General features: G+C 48.3%; 19 protein-coding genes. 16 read left to right on the forward strand and 3 right to left on the reverse strand.

Annotation, left to right across the window (positions count from 1 at the left end; all coding sequences use genetic code 11):
• Nucleotide 1 precedes the first annotated feature (1 nt).
• From AC0YN4_RS13790 to AC0YN4_RS13850, 13 genes are all read left to right on the forward strand, one after another.
• Complete coding sequence (locus AC0YN4_RS13790) at nucleotides 2-1,156, forward strand: cysteine desulfurase family protein (protein ID WP_475836014.1); 1,155 nt, start codon at nucleotides 2-4, stop codon at nucleotides 1,154-1,156.
• A gap of 15 nt (nucleotides 1,157-1,171) precedes the next feature.
• Nucleotides 1,172-1,720 (forward strand): PRC-barrel domain-containing protein, encoded by a 549-nt coding sequence (locus AC0YN4_RS13795; RefSeq protein ID WP_475780276.1) that lies wholly within the window; start codon nucleotides 1,172-1,174, stop codon nucleotides 1,718-1,720.
• A complete protein-coding gene (locus tag AC0YN4_RS13800; protein WP_090983156.1) occupies nucleotides 1,717-1,914 on the forward strand; it encodes a hypothetical protein in 198 nt (65 codons plus the stop codon). Before AC0YN4_RS13795 ends, AC0YN4_RS13800 begins: the two co-directional genes overlap by 4 nt.
• Nucleotides 1,915-2,053: 139 nt before the next feature.
• Nucleotides 2,054-3,124, forward strand: coding sequence for an AI-2E family transporter (locus AC0YN4_RS13805; RefSeq protein WP_475780277.1), 1,071 nt, complete (start codon nucleotides 2,054-2,056; stop codon nucleotides 3,122-3,124).
• 354 nt (nucleotides 3,125-3,478) lie between these two features.
• The gene (gene alaS, locus AC0YN4_RS13810; protein WP_475780993.1) at nucleotides 3,479-6,115 is read left to right on the forward strand and encodes an alanine--tRNA ligase; all 2,637 of its coding nucleotides are present in this window, start codon (nucleotides 3,479-3,481) and stop codon (nucleotides 6,113-6,115) included.
• Between the two features lie 49 nt (nucleotides 6,116-6,164).
• Entirely contained in the window at nucleotides 6,165-6,428 is a 264-nt protein-coding gene (locus AC0YN4_RS13815; protein WP_090983162.1) for an IreB family regulatory phosphoprotein, read from the forward strand.
• A gap of 31 nt (nucleotides 6,429-6,459) precedes the next feature.
• A complete protein-coding gene (gene ruvX, locus AC0YN4_RS13820; protein WP_475780278.1) occupies nucleotides 6,460-6,876 on the forward strand; it encodes a Holliday junction resolvase RuvX in 417 nt (138 codons plus the stop codon).
• An 8-nt stretch (nucleotides 6,877-6,884) separates the two neighbouring features.
• A complete protein-coding gene (locus AC0YN4_RS13825; protein ID WP_475780279.1) occupies nucleotides 6,885-7,196 on the forward strand; it encodes a DUF1292 domain-containing protein in 312 nt (103 codons plus the stop codon).
• 57 nt (nucleotides 7,197-7,253) lie between these two features.
• Nucleotides 7,254-7,553, forward strand: coding sequence for a DUF1292 domain-containing protein (locus AC0YN4_RS13830; RefSeq protein ID WP_475780280.1), 300 nt, complete (start codon nucleotides 7,254-7,256; stop codon nucleotides 7,551-7,553).
• 118 nt (nucleotides 7,554-7,671) lie between these two features.
• On the forward strand, nucleotides 7,672-8,802 hold the full coding sequence (gene mltG, locus AC0YN4_RS13835) for an endolytic transglycosylase MltG (protein WP_475836015.1): 1,131 nt from the start codon (nucleotides 7,672-7,674) through the stop codon (nucleotides 8,800-8,802).
• An 11-nt stretch (nucleotides 8,803-8,813) separates the two neighbouring features.
• Nucleotides 8,814-9,758: a peptidase U32 family protein gene (locus AC0YN4_RS13840; RefSeq protein WP_475836016.1), complete on the forward strand. Its 945-nt coding sequence runs from the start codon at nucleotides 8,814-8,816 to the stop codon at nucleotides 9,756-9,758.
• Nucleotides 9,759-9,791: 33 nt separating this feature from the next.
• Nucleotides 9,792-11,042, forward strand: a complete 1,251-nt coding sequence (locus AC0YN4_RS13845) for a peptidase U32 family protein (protein WP_475780283.1) — start codon at nucleotides 9,792-9,794, stop codon at nucleotides 11,040-11,042.
• A gap of 400 nt (nucleotides 11,043-11,442) precedes the next feature.
• Complete coding sequence (locus tag AC0YN4_RS13850) at nucleotides 11,443-13,440, forward strand: methyl-accepting chemotaxis protein (RefSeq protein ID WP_475780994.1); 1,998 nt, start codon at nucleotides 11,443-11,445, stop codon at nucleotides 13,438-13,440.
• A gap of 102 nt (nucleotides 13,441-13,542) precedes the next feature.
• On the opposite strand, the gene AC0YN4_RS13855 is transcribed toward AC0YN4_RS13850, so the two are convergent.
• Together AC0YN4_RS13855 and AC0YN4_RS13860 are read right to left on the reverse strand one after the other, a co-directional pair.
• A complete protein-coding gene (locus AC0YN4_RS13855; protein WP_475780284.1) occupies nucleotides 13,543-14,223 on the reverse strand; it encodes a zinc metallopeptidase in 681 nt (226 codons plus the stop codon).
• 28 nt (nucleotides 14,224-14,251) lie between these two features.
• A complete protein-coding gene (locus tag AC0YN4_RS13860) occupies nucleotides 14,252-14,701 on the reverse strand; it encodes a MerR family transcriptional regulator (protein WP_475836017.1) in 450 nt (149 codons plus the stop codon).
• A gap of 430 nt (nucleotides 14,702-15,131) precedes the next feature.
• Between AC0YN4_RS13860 and AC0YN4_RS13865 the strand changes: the two genes are divergently transcribed.
• Genes AC0YN4_RS13865 through AC0YN4_RS13875 form a run of 3 tightly spaced genes read left to right on the forward strand, consistent with a single transcriptional unit; the run spans nucleotide 15,132 to nucleotide 18,347 of the window.
• The gene (locus AC0YN4_RS13865) at nucleotides 15,132-16,466 is read left to right on the forward strand and encodes an ammonium transporter (protein WP_475836018.1); all 1,335 of its coding nucleotides are present in this window, start codon (nucleotides 15,132-15,134) and stop codon (nucleotides 16,464-16,466) included.
• 57 nt (nucleotides 16,467-16,523) lie between these two features.
• Nucleotides 16,524-17,594 carry a DUF294 nucleotidyltransferase-like domain-containing protein gene (locus AC0YN4_RS13870; protein ID WP_475836019.1) on the forward strand — a complete coding sequence of 357 codons (1,071 nt, stop codon included), beginning with the start codon at nucleotides 16,524-16,526 and terminating at the stop codon, nucleotides 17,592-17,594.
• 18 nt (nucleotides 17,595-17,612) lie between these two features.
• A complete protein-coding gene (locus tag AC0YN4_RS13875; protein ID WP_475780288.1) occupies nucleotides 17,613-18,347 on the forward strand; it encodes an exonuclease domain-containing protein in 735 nt (244 codons plus the stop codon).
• Here AC0YN4_RS13875 and AC0YN4_RS13880 read toward each other — a convergent pair.
• A complete protein-coding gene (locus tag AC0YN4_RS13880) occupies nucleotides 18,321-18,767 on the reverse strand; it encodes a M67 family metallopeptidase (RefSeq protein ID WP_475780289.1) in 447 nt (148 codons plus the stop codon). The genes AC0YN4_RS13875 and AC0YN4_RS13880 overlap by 27 nt on opposite strands.
• Between the last annotated feature and the right edge of the window lie 33 nt (nucleotides 18,768-18,800).

Raw genomic sequence — 18,800 nt, forward strand, 5'->3', positions numbered from 1 at the left:
AATGGATCGAATTTACTATGATCATGCAGCAACTTCACCTATGCATCCCGAAGCAGCGAAAGCGATGCTTGAGGTTATGACCGGTACTCCCGGCAATGCTTCAAGTACGCATAGTTTCGGTCGTGCGGCAAGGCAGCTCGTGAACCGTTCGCGCGATATCATTGCGCACGGGATCGGCTGCACGGCCGCTGAGCTGGTCTTTACCGGCGGTGGAACAGAAAGTGACAATACAGCGCTCATTGGCGCTGCCAGAGCTGCCCGCAAACAAGGCAAGTCCCATATCATTACGTCCGCAACGGAACATCAAGCGGTGCTCCAATCCTGCAAGGCGTTACAGCGCGAAGGATTTCGCGTGACGATTCTGCCGGTAGATGAGCATGGCCTAGTGAGTGTGTCGGATGTAGAACAAGCGATCGAAGCTGATACGGCGCTTATTAGCGTCATGTATGTCAACAATGAGACCGGTACGATTCAACCGATTGCACAGATCGGTGAACTCGCCCGGTCTCGTGGTGTGCTTGTACATGTTGATGCCGTACAAGCGTTAGGCATCATTCCTATCGATTTGCGTAAGCTTCCGGTTGACCTCATGAGCTTCTCGGCTCACAAGATTAACGGTCCGCAAGGCATTGGTGCTTTATATATCCGTAAAGGCACGGCTGTGGAACCGCTCCTAAGCGGTGGCTCGCAAGAGCGCAAACGGCGCGCAGGGACCGAAAACATCGCCGGCATTGTCGGATTCGGCAAAGCGTTTGAACTTTCTGTGAATTCGATGTTAGAACGGAAACTTTTCTTGGACAAACTTCGTTATACTTGGATAGAGCGGTTGCGTGAGATTACAGGTGCAGATCGACTTATCGTCAACGGCCATGCCGAACACTATGCTCCTCATATTCTGAATGTGAGCTTTGTAGGAATAAGCACAGAGTCGATGTTGATGAATCTGGATTTGGCCGGGATAGCGGCATCCGGAGGGTCTGCTTGTACATCAGGAGCCATCGAACCCTCGTATGTGCTTATAGCGATGAATGTTTCGGAAGAAAGACAAGCTTCCGCTGTACGTTTCAGCTTTGGTTTGGGAAATACTATGGAGGAACTCGAACTGGCCGCCAAGAAAGTTGCAACTTTTATGGAGCGCGTTCGTACTAATGCCTAGGAGGCTCTGCCATCGATGTTGCGTTTACAGCATTTGATTGGTCTTCCTGTCATCGAAATGAGTGCCGGCAAGCAAGTCGGACATGTGAAGGATGCATGGTTTGATGAGCATTGGCAGCTTGGCGGAATCATATTGGACGCCGGCAGACGGTTTCTGACTGCGATGAAATCAGTGATCTGGAAGGAAGTAATGGTTTGCGGTGAGGATGCGGTCATTATTATGAATGAAGCGTCCGTCCGGAAGACCAAACAAGCCGAAATTCAGCGCTCTTTTCATACCGGATCGATCCGATTGAAGGATTTACCCGTCATTACGGTGGATGGAGAACAACTTGGTCGTGTATCTGATGTTTATTTTGACGAGATACAGGGTACACAAATAGTAGGATATGAGCTGACTGACGGATTTATCGCGGATATTATGGAAGGGCGCAAGTGGCTTCCTGCTCCACGGCAAGCTGATGAGGTTATGCTTGGTGAAAATGTAATCATAGTACCGGCCGGAAGTGAGGCTTTCCTCTCACCGGTCGCAGTTTCTGAGTCGGATATAGGGAGAAATGTATGATGAAATGCCCAAATTGTAGTTCGAAGGATATCGGAAAGATCGGATCACACCAGTATTACTGCTGGGGCTGCTTCATTGAATTGACAGTTAACGGTGACAAGATGTCGGTCTATCAAGTAGAAGAAGACGGTACATTAAGCTCACTGGATGATCTGTTTTTTGAAGACGAAATGCCGCAGGTTCATGCAAACTAAGCGGAGTAAAAGAGGCGACCTTGCCCAAGGTCGCCTCTTTTATGTTTTCAGGCGTAGCGGAATAAACGGAAGGATGAATTGAACAACTTGTACATATACTGACAGTAAAGGGTATCGCGAGTCGAGGGGGAGTGAAGCCGTGGAACGGTTTACGAACAACCGTCTGTTTACATGGCTTGTCTATCTCATTTTGGGATTGACGGCTCTATATCTATTGCTGCTGATAAAACCGATCATCATCCACATTTACGTTTTTTTGCGTGCTGTTCTGGCACCGTTTCTGATTGCGATGATCATATCGTATGTGCTCAATCCGATAGTCAGCCTTCTGAATGAACGCAAAGTGCCTCGTACGATTGCGGTACTGCTTATATATGCTGTTTTCTGCGCGTCGCTTACGGTTGTGCTTGTGAACGCCATTCCGATGTTTATGGATCAGCTCAAGGAACTGAATCGGCATATGCCGGATATCACGATGCAGGCGCGGAGTATGGTCAACGACCTGAACAACTCCTCCTTTCTCCCGGAGAGCATCCGATCAGGAATAGAGAAGTCGCTGTATAAGCTGGAGAAGCAGGGATCTGATGCGATTTTTGCTTTCATCAACAATATCGGTGAAATGATTAATGTGATTTTTATCGCGTTTATTATCCCGTTTCTGGCGTTCTACATCTTAAAGGATTTCGAGGTGTTTGAACGGACGCTGCTTACCTATGTGCCTAAACCACATCGGAAGCATGCGGTTCGATTGCTCAAGGATATCGATCATGCGCTTGGCAGCTATATACGGGGACAATTTCTCGTTTGTGTCATTGTCGGTACACTGGCTTATGTCGGCTATTTGATCATCGGCATTCCGTATCCGCTTCTTCTGGCAAGCGTTGTTGCGGTTACGAACATTATTCCCTATCTTGGACCGTTCTTCGGCGCAGCACCTGCGCTTATCGTGGCTTCTACTGTGTCGATCAAAATGATGCTGCTCGTGGCAATCGTGAACACCCTCTGCCAAATTCTCGAGGGGAACATCATCTCGCCGCAGGTGGTGGGAAGAACGCTGCATATGCATCCGTTATCGATCATTTTCGCCCTGTTGGTTGGCGGGGAGCTGGCGGGTATCGTCGGGATGATATTGGCTGTGCCGATCTTTGCCGCGGTGAAGGTCATCGTGCAGCATATCTTCGCGTATTATGTTAGGCGAAAGACGATTTGACAGACCATGCCAATAGTCGCTATACTTATGACAATTACGCCTGACTATCAATAAAAACGTTGATGAAACCGTAGTAGGTCATAGACCGCCAAGCAGAGAAAGAATTCCTTCGCGTATGCCGATTGGGCCCGCGTTGGCTGAGAGAATTCTAGGGGTGAAGGATGACTGAAGGCTGGTTTCGGAGTGTGAATGAACTTCACCGGATCAGACCCGTTAACGTCTGTCTAAGGAGATCGTTTATGCTGCTCATTCTTGGCGGCTAGGGCGATAACCAGGGTGGTACCGCGAATGATTCGTCCCTGTTTTTTGGGGGCGTTTTTTTGTTTTTATTCTATAATTGGAGGCTGAACCGTGATGAAAGCAAGTGAAATCCGTTCCAAGTGGCTTGCATTTTTTGAGAGCAAAGGGCACAAGATTGAGCCCAGCGCTTCATTAGTTCCTCATAATGACCCTTCCTTGCTATGGATTAATGCAGGGATGGCACCGCTGAAGTCCTATTTTGACGGTCGCGTTATTCCGGACAATCCGCGGATTACGAACTCACAGAAGTGTATCCGTACGAATGATATTGAGAATGTCGGCAAAACGCGTCGTCACCAAACGATGTTTGAAATGCTGGGCAACTTCTCGATTGGCGATTACTTCAAAGAAGAAGCAATCACGTGGGCATGGGAGTTTCTGACCAGTAAAGAGTGGATCGGTTTCGATCCGGAGCGACTTTCCGTCACGGTTTACCCTGAAGATGAAGAAGCGTTCCGTTTCTGGAATGAGAAAATCGGTCTTCCGGAGAAGCGCATTTATCGTCTGCAAGATAACTTCTGGGACATCGGCGAAGGCCCTTGCGGTCCTTGTACCGAGATTTTCTATGACCGAGGCGAAGCTTTCGGCGATCTGAATGATCCGGAATGCTGGCCAGGCGGAGAAAACGAACGTTTCCTGGAAGTATGGAACCTTGTATTTTCGCAATATAATCATAATAAAGACGGCAGCTATACTCCGCTTCCGAATAAAAACATCGATACAGGCGCAGGTCTGGAGCGAATCACGTCGATTCTGCAAAACGTAGACTCCAACTTCGATACGGATCTGTTCCGTCCGATCATCGACAGGACCAGTCAAATCGCAAACGTAACGTACCATACGAATGCGGATACGGACATCGCCCTGAAAGTCATTGCCGATCATATCCGTACAGTAGCGTTCGCTGTTGGCGATGGCGTAATGCCTTCAAATGAAGGACGCGGTTATGTCATCCGCCGTTTGCTTCGCCGCGCAGTGCGCTACGGCAAAACACTCGGTGTGGATCGTCCGTTCCTGCATGATCTGGTGAAAGTAGTTGGCGACATTATGGGCGGCCACTATCCGGAGGTTGTCGAGAAACGCGAGTTTATCGAGAAGGTGATCCGTACAGAGGAAGAACGTTTCCACGAAACGCTTTCTGACGGATTGGCACTGCTGGGTGAGCTTGTGAAGACGGCAAAGGCCGGCGGTCAAACGCTGATCAGCGGTCCAGATGCGTTCAAGCTTTACGATACGTACGGCTTCCCGTTCGATCTGACGGAAGACTATGCCGCTGAACACGGCATGACTGTGGACCGTGACGGCTTCGATGCATCGATGGAAGAGCAGCGTACACGCGCACGTGCAGCTCGTCAGGACACCGGCGGCATGAATGTGCAAGGCGGACCGCTTGCTGACTTCACTGTGAAATCGGAATTTGTGGGCTATCAGGATCTGACGCTCGAAGGCGCTAAGGTGATTGCGATCGTGAGTGGCGATGCTCTTGTGAATTCAGCTGTTGAAGGCAGCCAAGTGCTTGTTATCTTGGATCGTACAACGTTCTACGCAGAGAGCGGCGGTCAAGTAGGCGATAGCGGTACGATTACGGGCCAAGGCTTCACGCTTACAGTCGAGAATGTCACCAAAGCTCCTCATGGACAGTCGGTGCATCATGCAGTTGTAGCAAGCGGTACCGTATCTGTCGGTGATCAGGTTCAAGCGGCTGTTTCGACGCAAACGCGCGAGGATACGATCAAGAACCATACGGCAACGCATTTGCTGCACCGTGCGCTCAAAGATGTGCTCGGCGAGCATGTTAATCAAGCGGGTTCCCTAGTAGAACCGGATCGTCTTCGTTTTGACTTCTCGCATTTTGGCAGCATCAGCCAAGAGGAGCTTACGGAGATCGAACGCCGCGTCAATCAACAGATTTGGCTGGGCACGACGCTCCAAATCGATTACAAATCGCTTGCCGAGGCGAAAGAGATGGGCGCTATGGCACTATTCGGCGAGAAATACGGCGATGTCGTGCGTGTCGTTCGCGTAGGGGAGTACAGCCTTGAGTTATGTGGAGGCTGCCATGTTACAAGCACCGCGCAAATCGGTTTGTTCAAGCTGGTGAGCGAGAGCGGTATTGGTTCAGGCGTACGTCGTATTGAGGCTGTAACAGGCCGTAATGCATACCTGTACATGGAGAGTCAGCTTGATCTGTTGAAGCAAGCAGCTGCGCAGTTGAAGACAAACCTCGCAGATGTGCCTAAACGCATCGAAGCGCTGCACGGTCAAGTGAAAGAGCTGACGCGCGACAATGAGTCGTTGCAAAGCAAGCTGAGCCGTATCGAAGCGGGTTCCTTGGAATCAAAGGCAAAGGTAGTAGGCGACGTCACGCTGCTTGCTGCAGAAGTTAATGCTCCTTCGATGGATGCGCTCCGCGGTATCGTGGATGAGCTCAAAACGAAGCTGGGCAATGCGGTAATCGTGCTTGGCGCTGTTGCAGAAGACAAGGTAAACCTTGTTGTGGCTGTTTCGCCAGAGCTCGTGAAGAAGGGCTTCCATGCCGGCAAAATCATTAAAGAAGCAGCCGCGGCGTGCGGCGGCGGCGGCGGCGGACGGCCGGATATGGCCCAAGCCGGAGGAAAAGATCCTTCTAAATTGGGTGAAGCGCTCCAAATTGCCGAAGAACTGGTTCTATCACAATCAAGTGTGATATGATAAGAGTATTAAACGGCTGTTAAGCGGCTTGGAAAGTGAGGTGCTGGCGATGAATTCGATGGACAAGACAATGAAATTCGACGTGAAGGCGGAAGGGCTTCAAGCTTCCTCGAGGGAAATTATGCTGTCTGTATACGATGCGCTGCTCGAGAAGGACTATAACCCGATTAACCAGATCGTGGGTTATCTATTGTCCGGAGATCCCGCATACATTCCACGGCATAACAATGCTAGAAGTTTAATTCGCAGGAAAGAGCGAGACGAGCTAATTGAAGAACTGGTCCGTTCCTACCTGAGTCAGCACAGCAAATAATTACCTTCAAGGAAATGAGGCAATCTGTCGTATGCGTCTTATGGGATTGGATTACGGTGACCGCAGAATCGGCGTTGCCGTCAGTGATGCATTCCGCTGGACCGCGCAAGGTTTAGGCGTCGTTGAGAAACGCCGCGATAACAGCGAAGACGAAGCCATTGCCAAGCTTATGGTTGAACACGAAGTATCCGAGATTGTAGTCGGTTTACCGAAGAACATGAATGGCACCATCGGGCCGCGTGGCGAAATTTGCATCGCATTCGCACAACATTTACAGCAAAAGCTAAATGTACCCGTACACCTTTGGGACGAACGACTAACGACGGTTGCCGCAGAGCGTACATTGCTCGAGGCTGACGTTAGCCGTAAGAAGCGAAAGTTAGTGGTGGACAAAATGGCGGCAGCGCTAATTTTGCAAAATTATCTCGATTCTAAAACGAAAAGGTGAGGGTAACGATGACAAAGGACGACATGCAGTTTGAAGAGCCGGAAATCATCTACATTCCGGATGAAGACGGCAACGAAGAAGAATTCGAGGTAGTCATGAAGTTCGAGGTAGACGGCTCTGATCAGAAATATATGATGGTGGTTCCGCTCAACGTGGATTCCGAAGACGAGCAAGATGAAGACTCCGATGAAGTCTACGCTTTCCGTTATGAAGAAGACGGCGATGATTTGAAACTGTATACCATTGAGGATGAAGAAGAGTGGAACATGGTGGAAGAAACCTTTAACACACTTCTTGCCGAAATCGACGATAACGACTAGGACTCGTGAATCTGTTGGATTCATATGATGTCCATAGTCGAAGGGAGAGCTTAAAGCGTGTCTGAAATAAAACGTATTTCCGTCCTGAAGGACATCTACGGTACGGAAGTGGATCTCATTGGAGAAGAAGGCGCTACGGAACCATTCCAAATTATCGCCGAATTCCAAATGGGAGACCAATCCTATGCCGGTTTGCAATCGCATGACATGCAGAAAGAAGACGAAATCGCATTCTTCCGCATAACATTCAAGGATGGCGCCGAGCCGGAGCTGGAATCCATTGAAAGCGATGAAGAGTGGGAGCTTGTTTCTGAAGCTTATGACGATTTGTTGTTCGAAGGCGAAGATCAGCCTTAACATGCACCTCTAGCTTTAAACAGGGCGGCAAGAGCCCGGTTTTACTTATAGGAGTTCGGATGGGGCGGCGCCGGGTCGCCCTTTTTCCGCGCTGATATAGAAATGGAGGATAGGTCGCTTGAGAAGAGCAGAGCATCAGAATTCAGAAGATTTGCCGAATGAGGGAGCCATGCGGCCCTCCGGACCAAGACGCGGACGCATTACATTCTGGGTTATTGTGTCGATACTCAGCTTAATGCTTATTACTGCGGGAAGTCTTTATCTCTACATATGGAATGGCTTGCGGCCTGCTTCGTCAGGCGATGTTGTTCAAGTAGAGCTGAAGAAAGGGACATCTCCATTTCGATTTGCTGAAGTGCTCGAAGATCAAGGGGTTATTCGCAATGCATTTATTTTTAAATATTACTTGCGCTACAAGAACGAAGGACCGCGTTTTCAAGCCGGTGTGTACGAGCTGTCACCGGGGATGGATAAGGATGCCATTATTGCAAAATTAAATGCCGGAGAGACGTTAAAGGAAGAAACCATGCGTTTCACGATACCGGAAGGGTTTACGGTTGAGCAAATAGCGGAAACACTAGATAAAGCAGGTTATGCGAAGAAAGCGGATTTCATGGCGCTTGCAGATAAGGATCAAGTGTGGAGCGACGTGGATGCAGTGAAGAATATTCCGAAGAATCCTGACCTTCGTCATCGTTTAGAAGGATATTTATTCCCGGACACGTATGAGCTTGCGACTGCAAGCAAACCGGAGGATATCATTAAACGTCTGCTTCAAGAGCTGGATCATAAGCTGGACACGCTTCCCGAGAATTGGGAGGATTCGCTTGCAGCTAATAAGATTGATTTTCATGGTATGATGACCATCGCTTCGCTCGTCGAGCGTGAGGTTGTCGTGGATGAAGAACGTCCAATCGTTGCAGGCATTATCTACAACCGACTGAAGAAAGGCATGCCGCTTCAAATTGATGCGACCGTGCAATATTTGCTTGATAAACAGAAAGAACGGCTGCTTGTTGACGATTTGCAAGTGGACAGCCCTTACAATACGTACAAAGTTAATGGTCTCCCTCCTGGGCCAATCGCATCTCCGAGCTTGAAATCGATCGAAGCTGCGCTTTTCCCGAAAGAGACGGAATACTATTTCTATGTGACGAAGAAAGATGGCAGCCACGAGCATCTGTTTGCGGAAACGCTCAAGGAGCATAACCGTAACATCGAGAAGAGCAATCAAACGGCTGGACAATAGGAGGATTTACAATGGCAACAAAACCGGAGCTGCTCGTTGATGCGGGTTCTCTTGCTGATATGGAGCGGCTCATTGCTGCGGGTGCGGATGCATTCCTTCTGGGTGAATCCCGTTACGGCATGCGCTTGCCGGGTGAATTTGACCTGGCACTTATGGCGGAAGCAGTAAAGCTTGCCCATTCCCATCAAGTTTCCGTATATGCAGCAGTCAATAACTTAATGGATAATGAAACCGTCGACGCTTTGCCGGGCTACATTCGTAGTTTGGCTGAAGCGGGTGTAGACGGCTTAGTGTTCGGCGATCCAGCAGTTTTGATGGTTGCGCGCGTTGAAGCGCCAAACATGAAGCTGCACTGGAACGCGGAGATGACTTCGACGAACTATGCGACAGCGAATTATTGGGGACGACGCGGCGCAACAAGGTTCGTTCTGGCACGTGAGCTTAATATGGATCAAGTTATCGATGTGAAAACCAATACGACGCTTGAAGTACAGGTACAGGTGCATGGTTTAACGAACATTTATCATTCCAAGCGTCCGCTTGTTCAAAATTATTTCCAGCATCAGACGAAGGATGGAGAAACAAAGGAGGTTCCGGTTCACGGCAAGCGGGAAGATGGCTTGTATTTAGTGGAAACGGAGCGGCCGGATGAACGTTTCCCGATCTATGAGGATGCTGGCGGGACCCATATTATGAGCTCTGATGATCTATGCATGATTGAGAACTTACATGAGCTAATGGAAGTTAATATCGATAGCTTTCGGATTGAAGGGCTGTTAAAATCAATGGAGTACAATGAAACGGTCGTTAAAGCGTATCGTGCTGCAATTGATGCCTATTGCGAGGATCCGGAAGGTTATGCCTTCAACGAAGAATGGTTGGATAGCATTGTGAATGTACAGGATCCGTCCCGTGAGCTTTCGTACGGATTTTTCTATAAGGAACAAGTATATTAATTGTCACCTAAAGAAGTTGTGGAGGTGAAGCAGGTGACCACAAAAACATCCCCCCGCTTTACGGGGAAAAGAAATCGTCTAGATAAACCGGAGCTGCTTGCCCCGGCAGGTAATTTGGAGAAACTAAAGTTTGCGGTCCATTATGGCGCAGATGCGGTCTATATTGGCGGGCAGAAGTACGGCCTTCGTTCCAATGCCGATAACTTCACTTTTGCTGAGATGAAGGAAGGCGTGGAGTTCGCGGAACGTTATGGCGCCAAAGTGTTTGTTGCAACCAACATTTATGCCCATAATGAAGATATTGGCGGCCTGGAAGAGTACTTGCGTGAGCTCGAAGCAGCCGGAATTGCTGCGATTATTGCTGCTGATCCGATCATTATCGAGACGGCGCAACGGGTAGCTCCTAAGCTCGAGGTTCACTTGAGCACGCAGCAGTCGACACTGAATTGGCAGGCTGTACAGTTCTGGAAAGAAGAGGGATTGCCGCGTGTCGTGTTAGGCCGCGAGACGAGCCTCGAAGAAATTTCGCAAATTAAAGCACATGTCGATATTGAGATTGAAGCGTTCATTCATGGCGCAATGTGTTCTTCCTTCTCAGGTCGCTGCGTGCTTTCGAACCATTTCACGGACCGGGATTCGAACCGCGGCGGCTGCTGCCAGTCGTGCCGCTGGAAGTATGATATCTACGAAGATGACCTGCAAATGGTCGGTCCTGAAGCGGATAAATTTACGATGGGCTCCAAAGACTTATGTATGATCGAGCACATTCCGGACCTAATCGAGGTTGGCGTAGACAGCTTCAAGATTGAAGGCCGGATGAAGAGCTTGCATTACGTAGCAACAGTCGTCAATGCTTATCGTCAAGCGATTGATTCCTATATGGCGGATCCGGACAATTATGAGCTGAAACAAGTGTGGCAGGATGACATTCAGAAGGCGGCTAACCGTCCGGTTAATACGGGGTTCTTCTACGATACTCCGGGTCCTGAGGACCATATCTACGGGCCGGAAGATAAAGCAGCTCCCTATGATTTTGCCGGTGTTGTCATCTCTTATGATGAGACAACCGGACTTGCTGTTGTTCAGCAGCGGAATCATTTCAAGCCGGGTCAAGTCGTGGAATTTTTCGGACCTAACGGTACCTTCTTCACACAAACTGTCGGCGAAATCATGGACGAGAGCGGTAATGTACTGGATGCCGCAAGACATCCGCTTCAGCACATTGTACTGAAGACGGAGCATCCGGTGAAAGCGATGGATATGATGCGTAAACGTATTCGTTAATAAGCAATTGGACCCAAATAATCCTAATCGAGCGATCGATTGGGATTATTTTTTTTGAGAAAATATTCCCTAATTCCCTAACATTACGGTGATGTTAAGCCGATATTAAGCTTATTGCGTGTATTTTGTCGATAAATGGATTAGCGTGACGTAGGCATTTAGCATCTAGTGTAAGTCAACAGACACATACCCACACAAACGCACCAGCTCCACACACGGAAATTATCCTCAGATTAGGTGGTGTCATGAAGTGAAATTGAAGTTGAACTCGAAGAAAGATAAGCTGAAAACGCAAACAGAAGGTGAAGGTAGCGGGGCGAATGTGAAAGCCTTATATTCTTCCTCCATAAATGGGATCAAGAATGTCAAGCTGACGAATCCGATAAAGTCAGTCGGTCTCATGTTATTCCTAATTATCTTCAGCGCGATTCTTGTCTGCGTACTTGTAGTCGGATTATTCTCCTACTCGACCTCCAAGAGCATCATTAAGAAGAAAGTTGCGGATTCCAGCGCGGTGGCGATTGCACAATCCAAAGGCAAGCTTGATTTGATGTTTAAGAACTATGAGGCTCTATCCATGCAAATTCTGCTCGACAAGACGGTTCAAGATAATCTGATGAAATACGATCAAACGACAGACGATTATGAGCGTTTCGATGTAATGAAGAAGTTAAGTGACTCCATTCAATCCTACATACTCGGCAACTCTACCATTGTCGGAGCTGCAATTATCCCGATGAGCGGTGATTCGGCATCTGTAACTGTCGGATCTTCAAGCATCAGTACGGAAGATGCAAAGGATACGGCGTGGATGAAGACGATCGCAGACGGCGGCGGTAAGTTGATGTGGCTGCCCGCTCAAGTGAAAGGCTACAGCGGCAGTGCATCGGAGCCAACGATTGCGATGGGCCGCGTTATGAAGAACACGGTAACGAATGAAGGCAAATTCATTATGATCGTTGAGATCTATTTGAAAGAGTTCTCCAAGCAGCTTGAAGATCTGAAGCTCGGAGACAATAGCGATATTACGATTGTTGATAACGCGAATAATTTAGTTTTCACCAAAGATCTGGCACTAATCGGGAAACCATCCCCGATTACGCTATCTTCCAAAGAGAAGTCAGGATCAACAACAGAGACAATTGCAGGCGGTGAAGAAGTTCTTGCCATCTACAACCAATTCTCAACGGTGGATTGGAAGCTGGTCGGATCGGTTCCGGTAGATGAGCTTGTCAAGGACGCGAAGCAAATCCGCAATGCAACTTATATTATTGCAGGGATTGCAGCGTTGCTGGCAATCGGCATCGGATTGCTCGTCATTCGCATGGTTGCCTTGCCGCTTGTTAGCTTGCGCAATCTGATGAACGAAGGCGAACGCGGCAACTTGACTGTACGTTCGACGATTAATAAGAAAGACGAGATCGGTCAACTGGCGCAAAGCTTCAACCAGATGATGACGCAAATTACCGTACTCGTCGCCCAAACGAATCAATCTGCGCAGGACGTGCTGGCAACAGCCGGCGAGCTGTCCGACGCTTCGAAGAAAACTGCCGTATCTGCGCGTGAAATCGCAGTTGCTACGGAAGAGATCGCTAACGGCGCTACGAGCCTTGCGATGGAAGCGGAGAAAGGCAGCGACCTTACTTCTGAGATCAGCCAACAGATGCAGCAGGTTATGAATGCAAATCAAGATATGGGCCAAGCAGCCAGCGAAGTAGAGAAAGCCAGCCGCCAAGGTACGGCCTATATGAACAGCTTGATCGAGAAAACAGGAATGACAGAAGAAATGACACGTTCAATGGTAGAGAAGGTTGATCGTCTCAAAGAAAGCACGCGTTCGATTCGTAAAATTCTAGATGTACTCAATAATATGACGAAACAAACGAACATTTTGTCTCTGAATGCAACAATTGAGGCTGCTCGTGCAGGTGCGGCTGGTAAAGGTTTCATGGTTGTGGCGGATGAAATTCGTAAATTGGCGGATCAATCCCGTCAGTCCATCGATGTCGTTGGTCAGATTACTGAGACCATCCAGAAGGAAATCGACGAAACCGTTCACGTCTTGTCTGATGCTTATCCGATTTTCCAAGAGCAAATTCAATCGGTTAAAGAAGCAAATCAAATCTTCTTGACCGTTCAAGGTCAAATGGGCGATTTCGTTGGCAGCTTAAGCTCGGTTACGGATTCCATCAGCATGCTGGAGCGTTCGCAAGTGGTCCTCTCCGAAGCGATGGGTAATGTCAGTGCAGTAGCCGAAGAGTCATCCGCTACTTCCGAGGAAGTGGCATCGCTGAGCAATGAGCAAAACAGCATTAGCGAAGGGCTTGTTCGACTGTCCGATAAACTTGAGACGGTATCAACGGGGCTCAAAGAAACGCTTAGTCGTTTCCGTACGTAAGGAAAGAGCAAAGGCTGACATCATGGATGTCAGCCTTTTACATGGGCAGAACAAGAAAGAGGCGGGGATGCATCCCCGCCTCTTTACGATTTCAACCTGTTATTAATCTCGGCTTTGCGTAAAGATCATAATGTACTTGACCAGCTCAAGCAATGAAATCAATGCTGCCGCCACGTACGTCAATGCTGCAGCATTAAGGACTTTCGCTACCCCGCGTTCTTCTTCGTTCGTAATGAAACCTTCGGAGATCATGATTTCACGAGCACGACTACTTGCATTAAACTCTACAGGCAGTGTAACGAGCTGGAAGGCAACCGCACAAGAGAAGAACAAGATGCCAATTCCAATCAATCCAGTGGCTTGAAACAGAAAACCGGCGATTAACAAGAAAGGCGCCACACCGGAGGCGAAGTTAACGACTGGGAAAATTTTGTGGCGCAGCGTCAGCATCGGGTAATGCACACTATGCTGAATCGCATGGCCGACCTCGTGACAGGCTACAGAAACCGCTGAGATTGAATTCTCGTAGTAAACCGGCTCTGACAACCTTACAATGCGGTGAATCGGGTCGTAATGGTCAGAAAGCGTTCCTGGAACCGGTTCAACCGGTACATCATGTAGTCCATTGCGATCGAGCATCATCCTAGCGGCTTGATAACCAGTAAGACCGCTGTTGATCGGAACCTCTGACCAGCGATTAAATGTACCGCGAACTCTGAATTGTGCCCATAACGATAATAGGAAGGCGATGATGATTAGAAAATCCATTGGGTGAAAAAACATAATAGTTCCCTCCATTAGTGTTGAAATCCTACATTAAGCCGCCTTTGTTAATGAGTAGCATTAAGGCTTCAACGCATGCAGCTGTTTGGGGCGCAAGCCGTTTAAACACCTGCTTGGCCTGCTGAGGCTTCAATTGGTTTAGGACTGGTTCAATCTCCTGTACTTCGCGTTGCAGCTGTTCTAGATGAAGCTGGAGATCCATCAGCCTGCCTGACACTTGATCCTCAGTAGAAACTTTGCGCCAGCCTGCCAAATTAGCCTTGATTTCATCGAGCGTATATTTGTCTTTCTTCAACTGTACTATACGTTTGAGCCGATTCAAGGTTTCATCGCTATAGAGACGATAATTTTTGGCTGATCGCCGTTCGGGTTCGATCAGACCCATTGATGTGTAGAAATCGATTGTACGTGGACTTACGCCGGCTAACTTCGATAATTCACCAATCCGGTGCAGCGCATGGTCGGACAATGGAATCACCTCTCTCTTTAAACGGGTATAGGCGTTTATTCTTCTAGTACCTATGATACAGAATCTATAACCATACAGTCAAACGTAATGCTTTGACGAAATATGTAAGTATAAAACCTAACATGAGACTTAGCTACTAGAAAGGAATTTCGTAATTTATAGGAAGAGTGTGACATAGAATAGGATAGAAAAACGTTCAAAACGCGAAGGATGAAGCGGTAAAAAGGCCGTTTCGGTGTTAAAATTGTGAAAAAACTTAACATTCGAATCGTTCGAAGAAGCGAATGTTAGATTTTTTTCGAGAAAATGAAAAAACTGTATTGTCAAAAGTGGTACTTCTGACTATAATGACATTAAGTCTTTCCTAGCATGTCAAGAAACATTACATTAGGGAGTGGTCGTAGTGGTCAAAAAGTTGATTTTGTCTTTAGGTGCTCTTATGTTGTTATTTCCAGCAATGGCTTTCGCAGACGACCCGTCTGCAGGAACACTGAACATGGGGTTGAACTCGATTTGGGTTCTAGTCGCAGCAGTGTTGGTAATCTTGATGCAAGGTGGATTTATTCTTCTTGAATCCGGTTCGACACGCATGAAGAATGCCGGGCATATTGCCGGTAAAACAATCTTCACATTGGGACTTTGTACCTTGGTTTACTGGGCTGTAGGTTATGCTTTTGCTTTCGGTGCAGATAACGCTGAGAATTCAATCAGTAAATTTATCGGATGGGGCAGCTACTTATTCGCTCCTGCAGTATCGGCAGCAGAAGGCGAAGCACTTCCTTCGACAATCTTCTTCGTATTCCAATTAGCTTTCGCAGCAGTATCACTTTCCATCGCATGGGGCGGTTTCGCAGAACGCGCTAAGCTATCTGCATACCTCGTCTTTACCGTATTGTTTACAGCACTTATCTATCCGGTTATTTCCCACTGGATCTGGAGCCCAACTGGCTGGTTGTTCGCTGAAGGCGCGCAAGACTATGCCGGCTCCACAGTTGTTCATTTAACCGGTGCTCTTGCAGCCTTTGCGGCAACCGTACTTCTGAAGCCGCGTATCGGCCGCTTCAATAAAGACGGCTCGGCAAATGAAATTCTAGGTCATAACCAAGTATTTGGAGCTTTGTCCGTACTTATACTATGGGTTGGCTGGTTCGGCTTTAACGCAGGTAGTGCTCTTGGTGTAGGCGACGGGTTCTTCGGTTACGTTGCATTCAACACGCAACTCGGCGCAGCGGGCGGCGCAGTAGCAGCACTTCTGATCTCCTGGCTTGTAAACGGCAAAGCAGATATCCCTACAACGTTGAATGGTGCTCTTGCCGGTCTTGTTGCTATCACTGCAAGCTGTGCGTTCGTAGATCCTTGGGCAGCTGTAGTAATCGGTTTACTTGCAGGCGTACTCGTATTCTTCAGCGCTAAGTTCTTCGAGAAAATCAAAGTCGACGATCCAATCTATGCACTTTCTGTTCACGGTGCAGCAGGGGTTTGGGGTACATTGGCGAATGGTATCTTTGCAACAGATGAACTGGCAACGAAGCTTAACGTTGGTAAAGGCGGTATTATCGACACAGGCAACTGGCATCAAATGTGGGTACAGCTTGAATCCGTACTCGTTTGCGGCGGCTACGTCCTCCTCGTTTCCTTCGTATTGCTTGGAATCATGAAAGTAGTTATGGGTCTTCGCGTTACGGAAGAGCAAGAGATTATCGGTCTTGACCTTTCCGAGCATGGTACTTTCGGTTACCCGGAGCAAATGAAAAAAGCACAACAAAACATGTAAGCAGCAAAAGCAGCCTTAAAAAGTTGTTCGATATACTGACATAGGGGTGAGCACAGCATGAGCGATCCGGTTCGTGCGAAGCTGCTTACACGCATCGGGACTACCGATGATGTGGTGACGCTGCGCGGCTTGCGGGATCAAATCCACGAGCGAATGGAAGCTCTGCATATGAAGCAGCCGATTGAACAATTTAATACGGATCTGAATGAGGTACATGATGCGTTAATTCGTCGGGCGATCTCATTATCAGAAGCGCAAATGGCACGGCTGGGGCACGGTTCCCCACCCGTGCCATACGCGTATTTATTGTTCGGCAGCGGAGGCAGGGCGGAACAAACGCTGTCAAGCGACCAAGACAGCGGCATGATTTACGACGATCCGGAGGAAGAGTCGAAGCGTGAGCGAGTAACGGCTTATTTTCATATCTTCGCCGAAACGATTGTCGATATGCTTCAGAAGCTCGGTTATCCGCCATGTGAAGGAGAGGTAATCAGCTCTAATCCGATCTGGTGCCAATCACTCTCGCAGTGGAAAGCGAAGTTAGACGGTTGGTTTGAGGATCCGGATTGGGAGTGTGTCAGGTATCTTCTCATCATTGCTGACAGCCGAATCATTTATGGTCAGAACCAGCTGCTTACAGCGATGAAGGATCATTATTATTCCGATATGTTAAATCACCGTGTTATCGTTCATCACATGCTTAATAATACGATGCGTCATAAGGTGTTGATAGGCGTATTCGGTCAGCTGCTTAAAGAACAATACGGCACAGACGCCGGCAGCTTGGATCTGAAATACGGTGCTTATATCCCAATGGTGAATGCGATGCGATTGTTAAGCATTCAAGCAGGCGTACGAGAAACGTCGACACTTGCGCGGATAAACCGGTTGCGTCAACTAGCCGTCTTAACCGAAGAAGACTGTGTCATGTATTCCGGAATATTTCGTTTGTTCATGCGTCTTCGGCTGATGAGTACGGAGAAACGGGAAGATGGGCTTTACACGAACAATGGGAAGCTGCCGCAAGTGAAGCTGACAAAGGAATTAATCGATGAGCTGAAATCCGGACTCAAGGGAGTTAAGAAGCTGCAACGCTTCGTTCATAAGCAGACGGCGGGTAGGCTCTAGGGCAGCGGAGGGAGAACCATGAAGGAGCAAAAAAGTGTAGGCAGGATGTGGCATTTATACAAAATGGGCGGAATTACACCGGCGATTGCTTCGATGATGGGCGCTCAAAACGCACAGCAAATGGCCTTTATCCGTTCGATGTCAAAGGAGCAGCGCAAGGAATCGATTATGGATCAGCCGCTGCAAGATATGGAGGTCGTTGTCTTTGATCTGGAGACGACCGGATTCTATCCGACGAACGGGGATGAGATCCTATCGGTTGGCGCTGTGCTCGTGAAAGGAGATCAGCTTGTAGAAGGCGGAACATTCTACAGCTTGGTTAATCCTAAACGAAAAGTGCCCAAGCATATCACGGAGTTAACCGGAATTACGAATGAAATGGCCCAGGATGCGCCGGATTTGATGCAGGTGCTTCATGATTTCATGGAATTCGTCGGTAAAAGATTGCTAATCGCGCACGCCAGCGGTCATGACAAGCAGTTTCTGAATGCGGCGCTATGGCGCACTTCGAAAGTCAATCTGACGCATCGCGTGCTTGATACGATGCTGGTCGCGAAATGGCTGGAGCCCAATCGGCTCACGTATAACTTAGACGATATGCTGACATTAAGCGGGATTGAGATCACGCAGCGACATCATGCGCTGGAGGATTCCCTTATGACAGCGAAGCTGTGGGTACATTATTTGCAGCAAATGCATAATCGAAATGTAATTACGCTTGAGGACTTATATGCTTATCTTAGTCAGCATTAATGGGGTGAAGCGGCCGTTCTCTGCCCAATAGGGCTGGATGAGCGGCTTGTCCACCTGTTGAAGCGAAACAATCCAATAGTTTATGCCCGATTCCGTCGCGTGGAGACCATTCCAATCTGCAGTGCTTGGAATCGGCATGGACGATGGATGGGAGTGAAAGTAGCCGACAAGCGATTGTCGGTTTTTTTGCATGCTGAAATAGGCTTGAATCCACTCCTCGGGATCGAATGCGAACCGATTGAGCGGCTGTTGCGATCGATTACGTATGGCCTGGATACCTGTTACGGTTACTTCAGGCTGCTGTGCTTGCCTGGATGTGTCGGTGCCGGTCAGTATCCCGCATGCCTCTTCTGGAAATGCTCTGAGGCAGATTTCCACGAGGGATTGATAGGCATCGGATGTAATTGTCACTTTGTTCATATTCACAATGCCTCTTTCGTTTCGAAGGTCATT

This window comes from Paenibacillus sp. J22R3 (assembly GCF_056269305.1).

Bases quoted from the DNA above. Each gene is read 5' to 3' on its own strand.
- AC0YN4_RS13865 (WP_475836018.1), top strand. From the start codon at position 15,132: ATGTTGTTATTTCCAGCAATGGCTTTCGCAGACGACCCGTCTGCAGGA.
- AC0YN4_RS13850 (WP_475780994.1), top strand. From the start codon at position 11,443: ATGTTATTCCTAATTATCTTCAGCGCGATTCTTGTCTGCGTACTTGTA.
- AC0YN4_RS13790 (WP_475836014.1), top strand. From the start codon at position 2: ATGGATCGAATTTACTATGATCATGCAGCAACTTCACCTATGCATCCC.
- AC0YN4_RS13825 (WP_475780279.1), top strand. From the start codon at position 6,885: ATGACAAAGGACGACATGCAGTTTGAAGAGCCGGAAATCATCTACATT.
- AC0YN4_RS13855 (WP_475780284.1), bottom strand. From the start codon at position 14,223: ATGTTTTTTCACCCAATGGATTTTCTAATCATCATCGCCTTCCTATTA.
- alaS (WP_475780993.1), top strand. From the start codon at position 3,479: ATGAAAGCAAGTGAAATCCGTTCCAAGTGGCTTGCATTTTTTGAGAGC.
- AC0YN4_RS13800 (WP_090983156.1), top strand. From the start codon at position 1,717: ATGATGAAATGCCCAAATTGTAGTTCGAAGGATATCGGAAAGATCGGA.
- AC0YN4_RS13795 (WP_475780276.1), top strand. From the start codon at position 1,172: ATGTTGCGTTTACAGCATTTGATTGGTCTTCCTGTCATCGAAATGAGT.
- AC0YN4_RS13840 (WP_475836016.1), top strand. From the start codon at position 8,814: ATGGCAACAAAACCGGAGCTGCTCGTTGATGCGGGTTCTCTTGCTGAT.
- AC0YN4_RS13815 (WP_090983162.1), top strand. From the start codon at position 6,165: ATGAATTCGATGGACAAGACAATGAAATTCGACGTGAAGGCGGAAGGG.
- ruvX (WP_475780278.1), top strand. From the start codon at position 6,460: ATGCGTCTTATGGGATTGGATTACGGTGACCGCAGAATCGGCGTTGCC.
- AC0YN4_RS13875 (WP_475780288.1), top strand. From the start codon at position 17,613: ATGAAGGAGCAAAAAAGTGTAGGCAGGATGTGGCATTTATACAAAATG.
- AC0YN4_RS13870 (WP_475836019.1), top strand. From the start codon at position 16,524: ATGAGCGATCCGGTTCGTGCGAAGCTGCTTACACGCATCGGGACTACC.
- AC0YN4_RS13880 (WP_475780289.1), bottom strand. From the start codon at position 18,767: ATGAACAAAGTGACAATTACATCCGATGCCTATCAATCCCTCGTGGAA.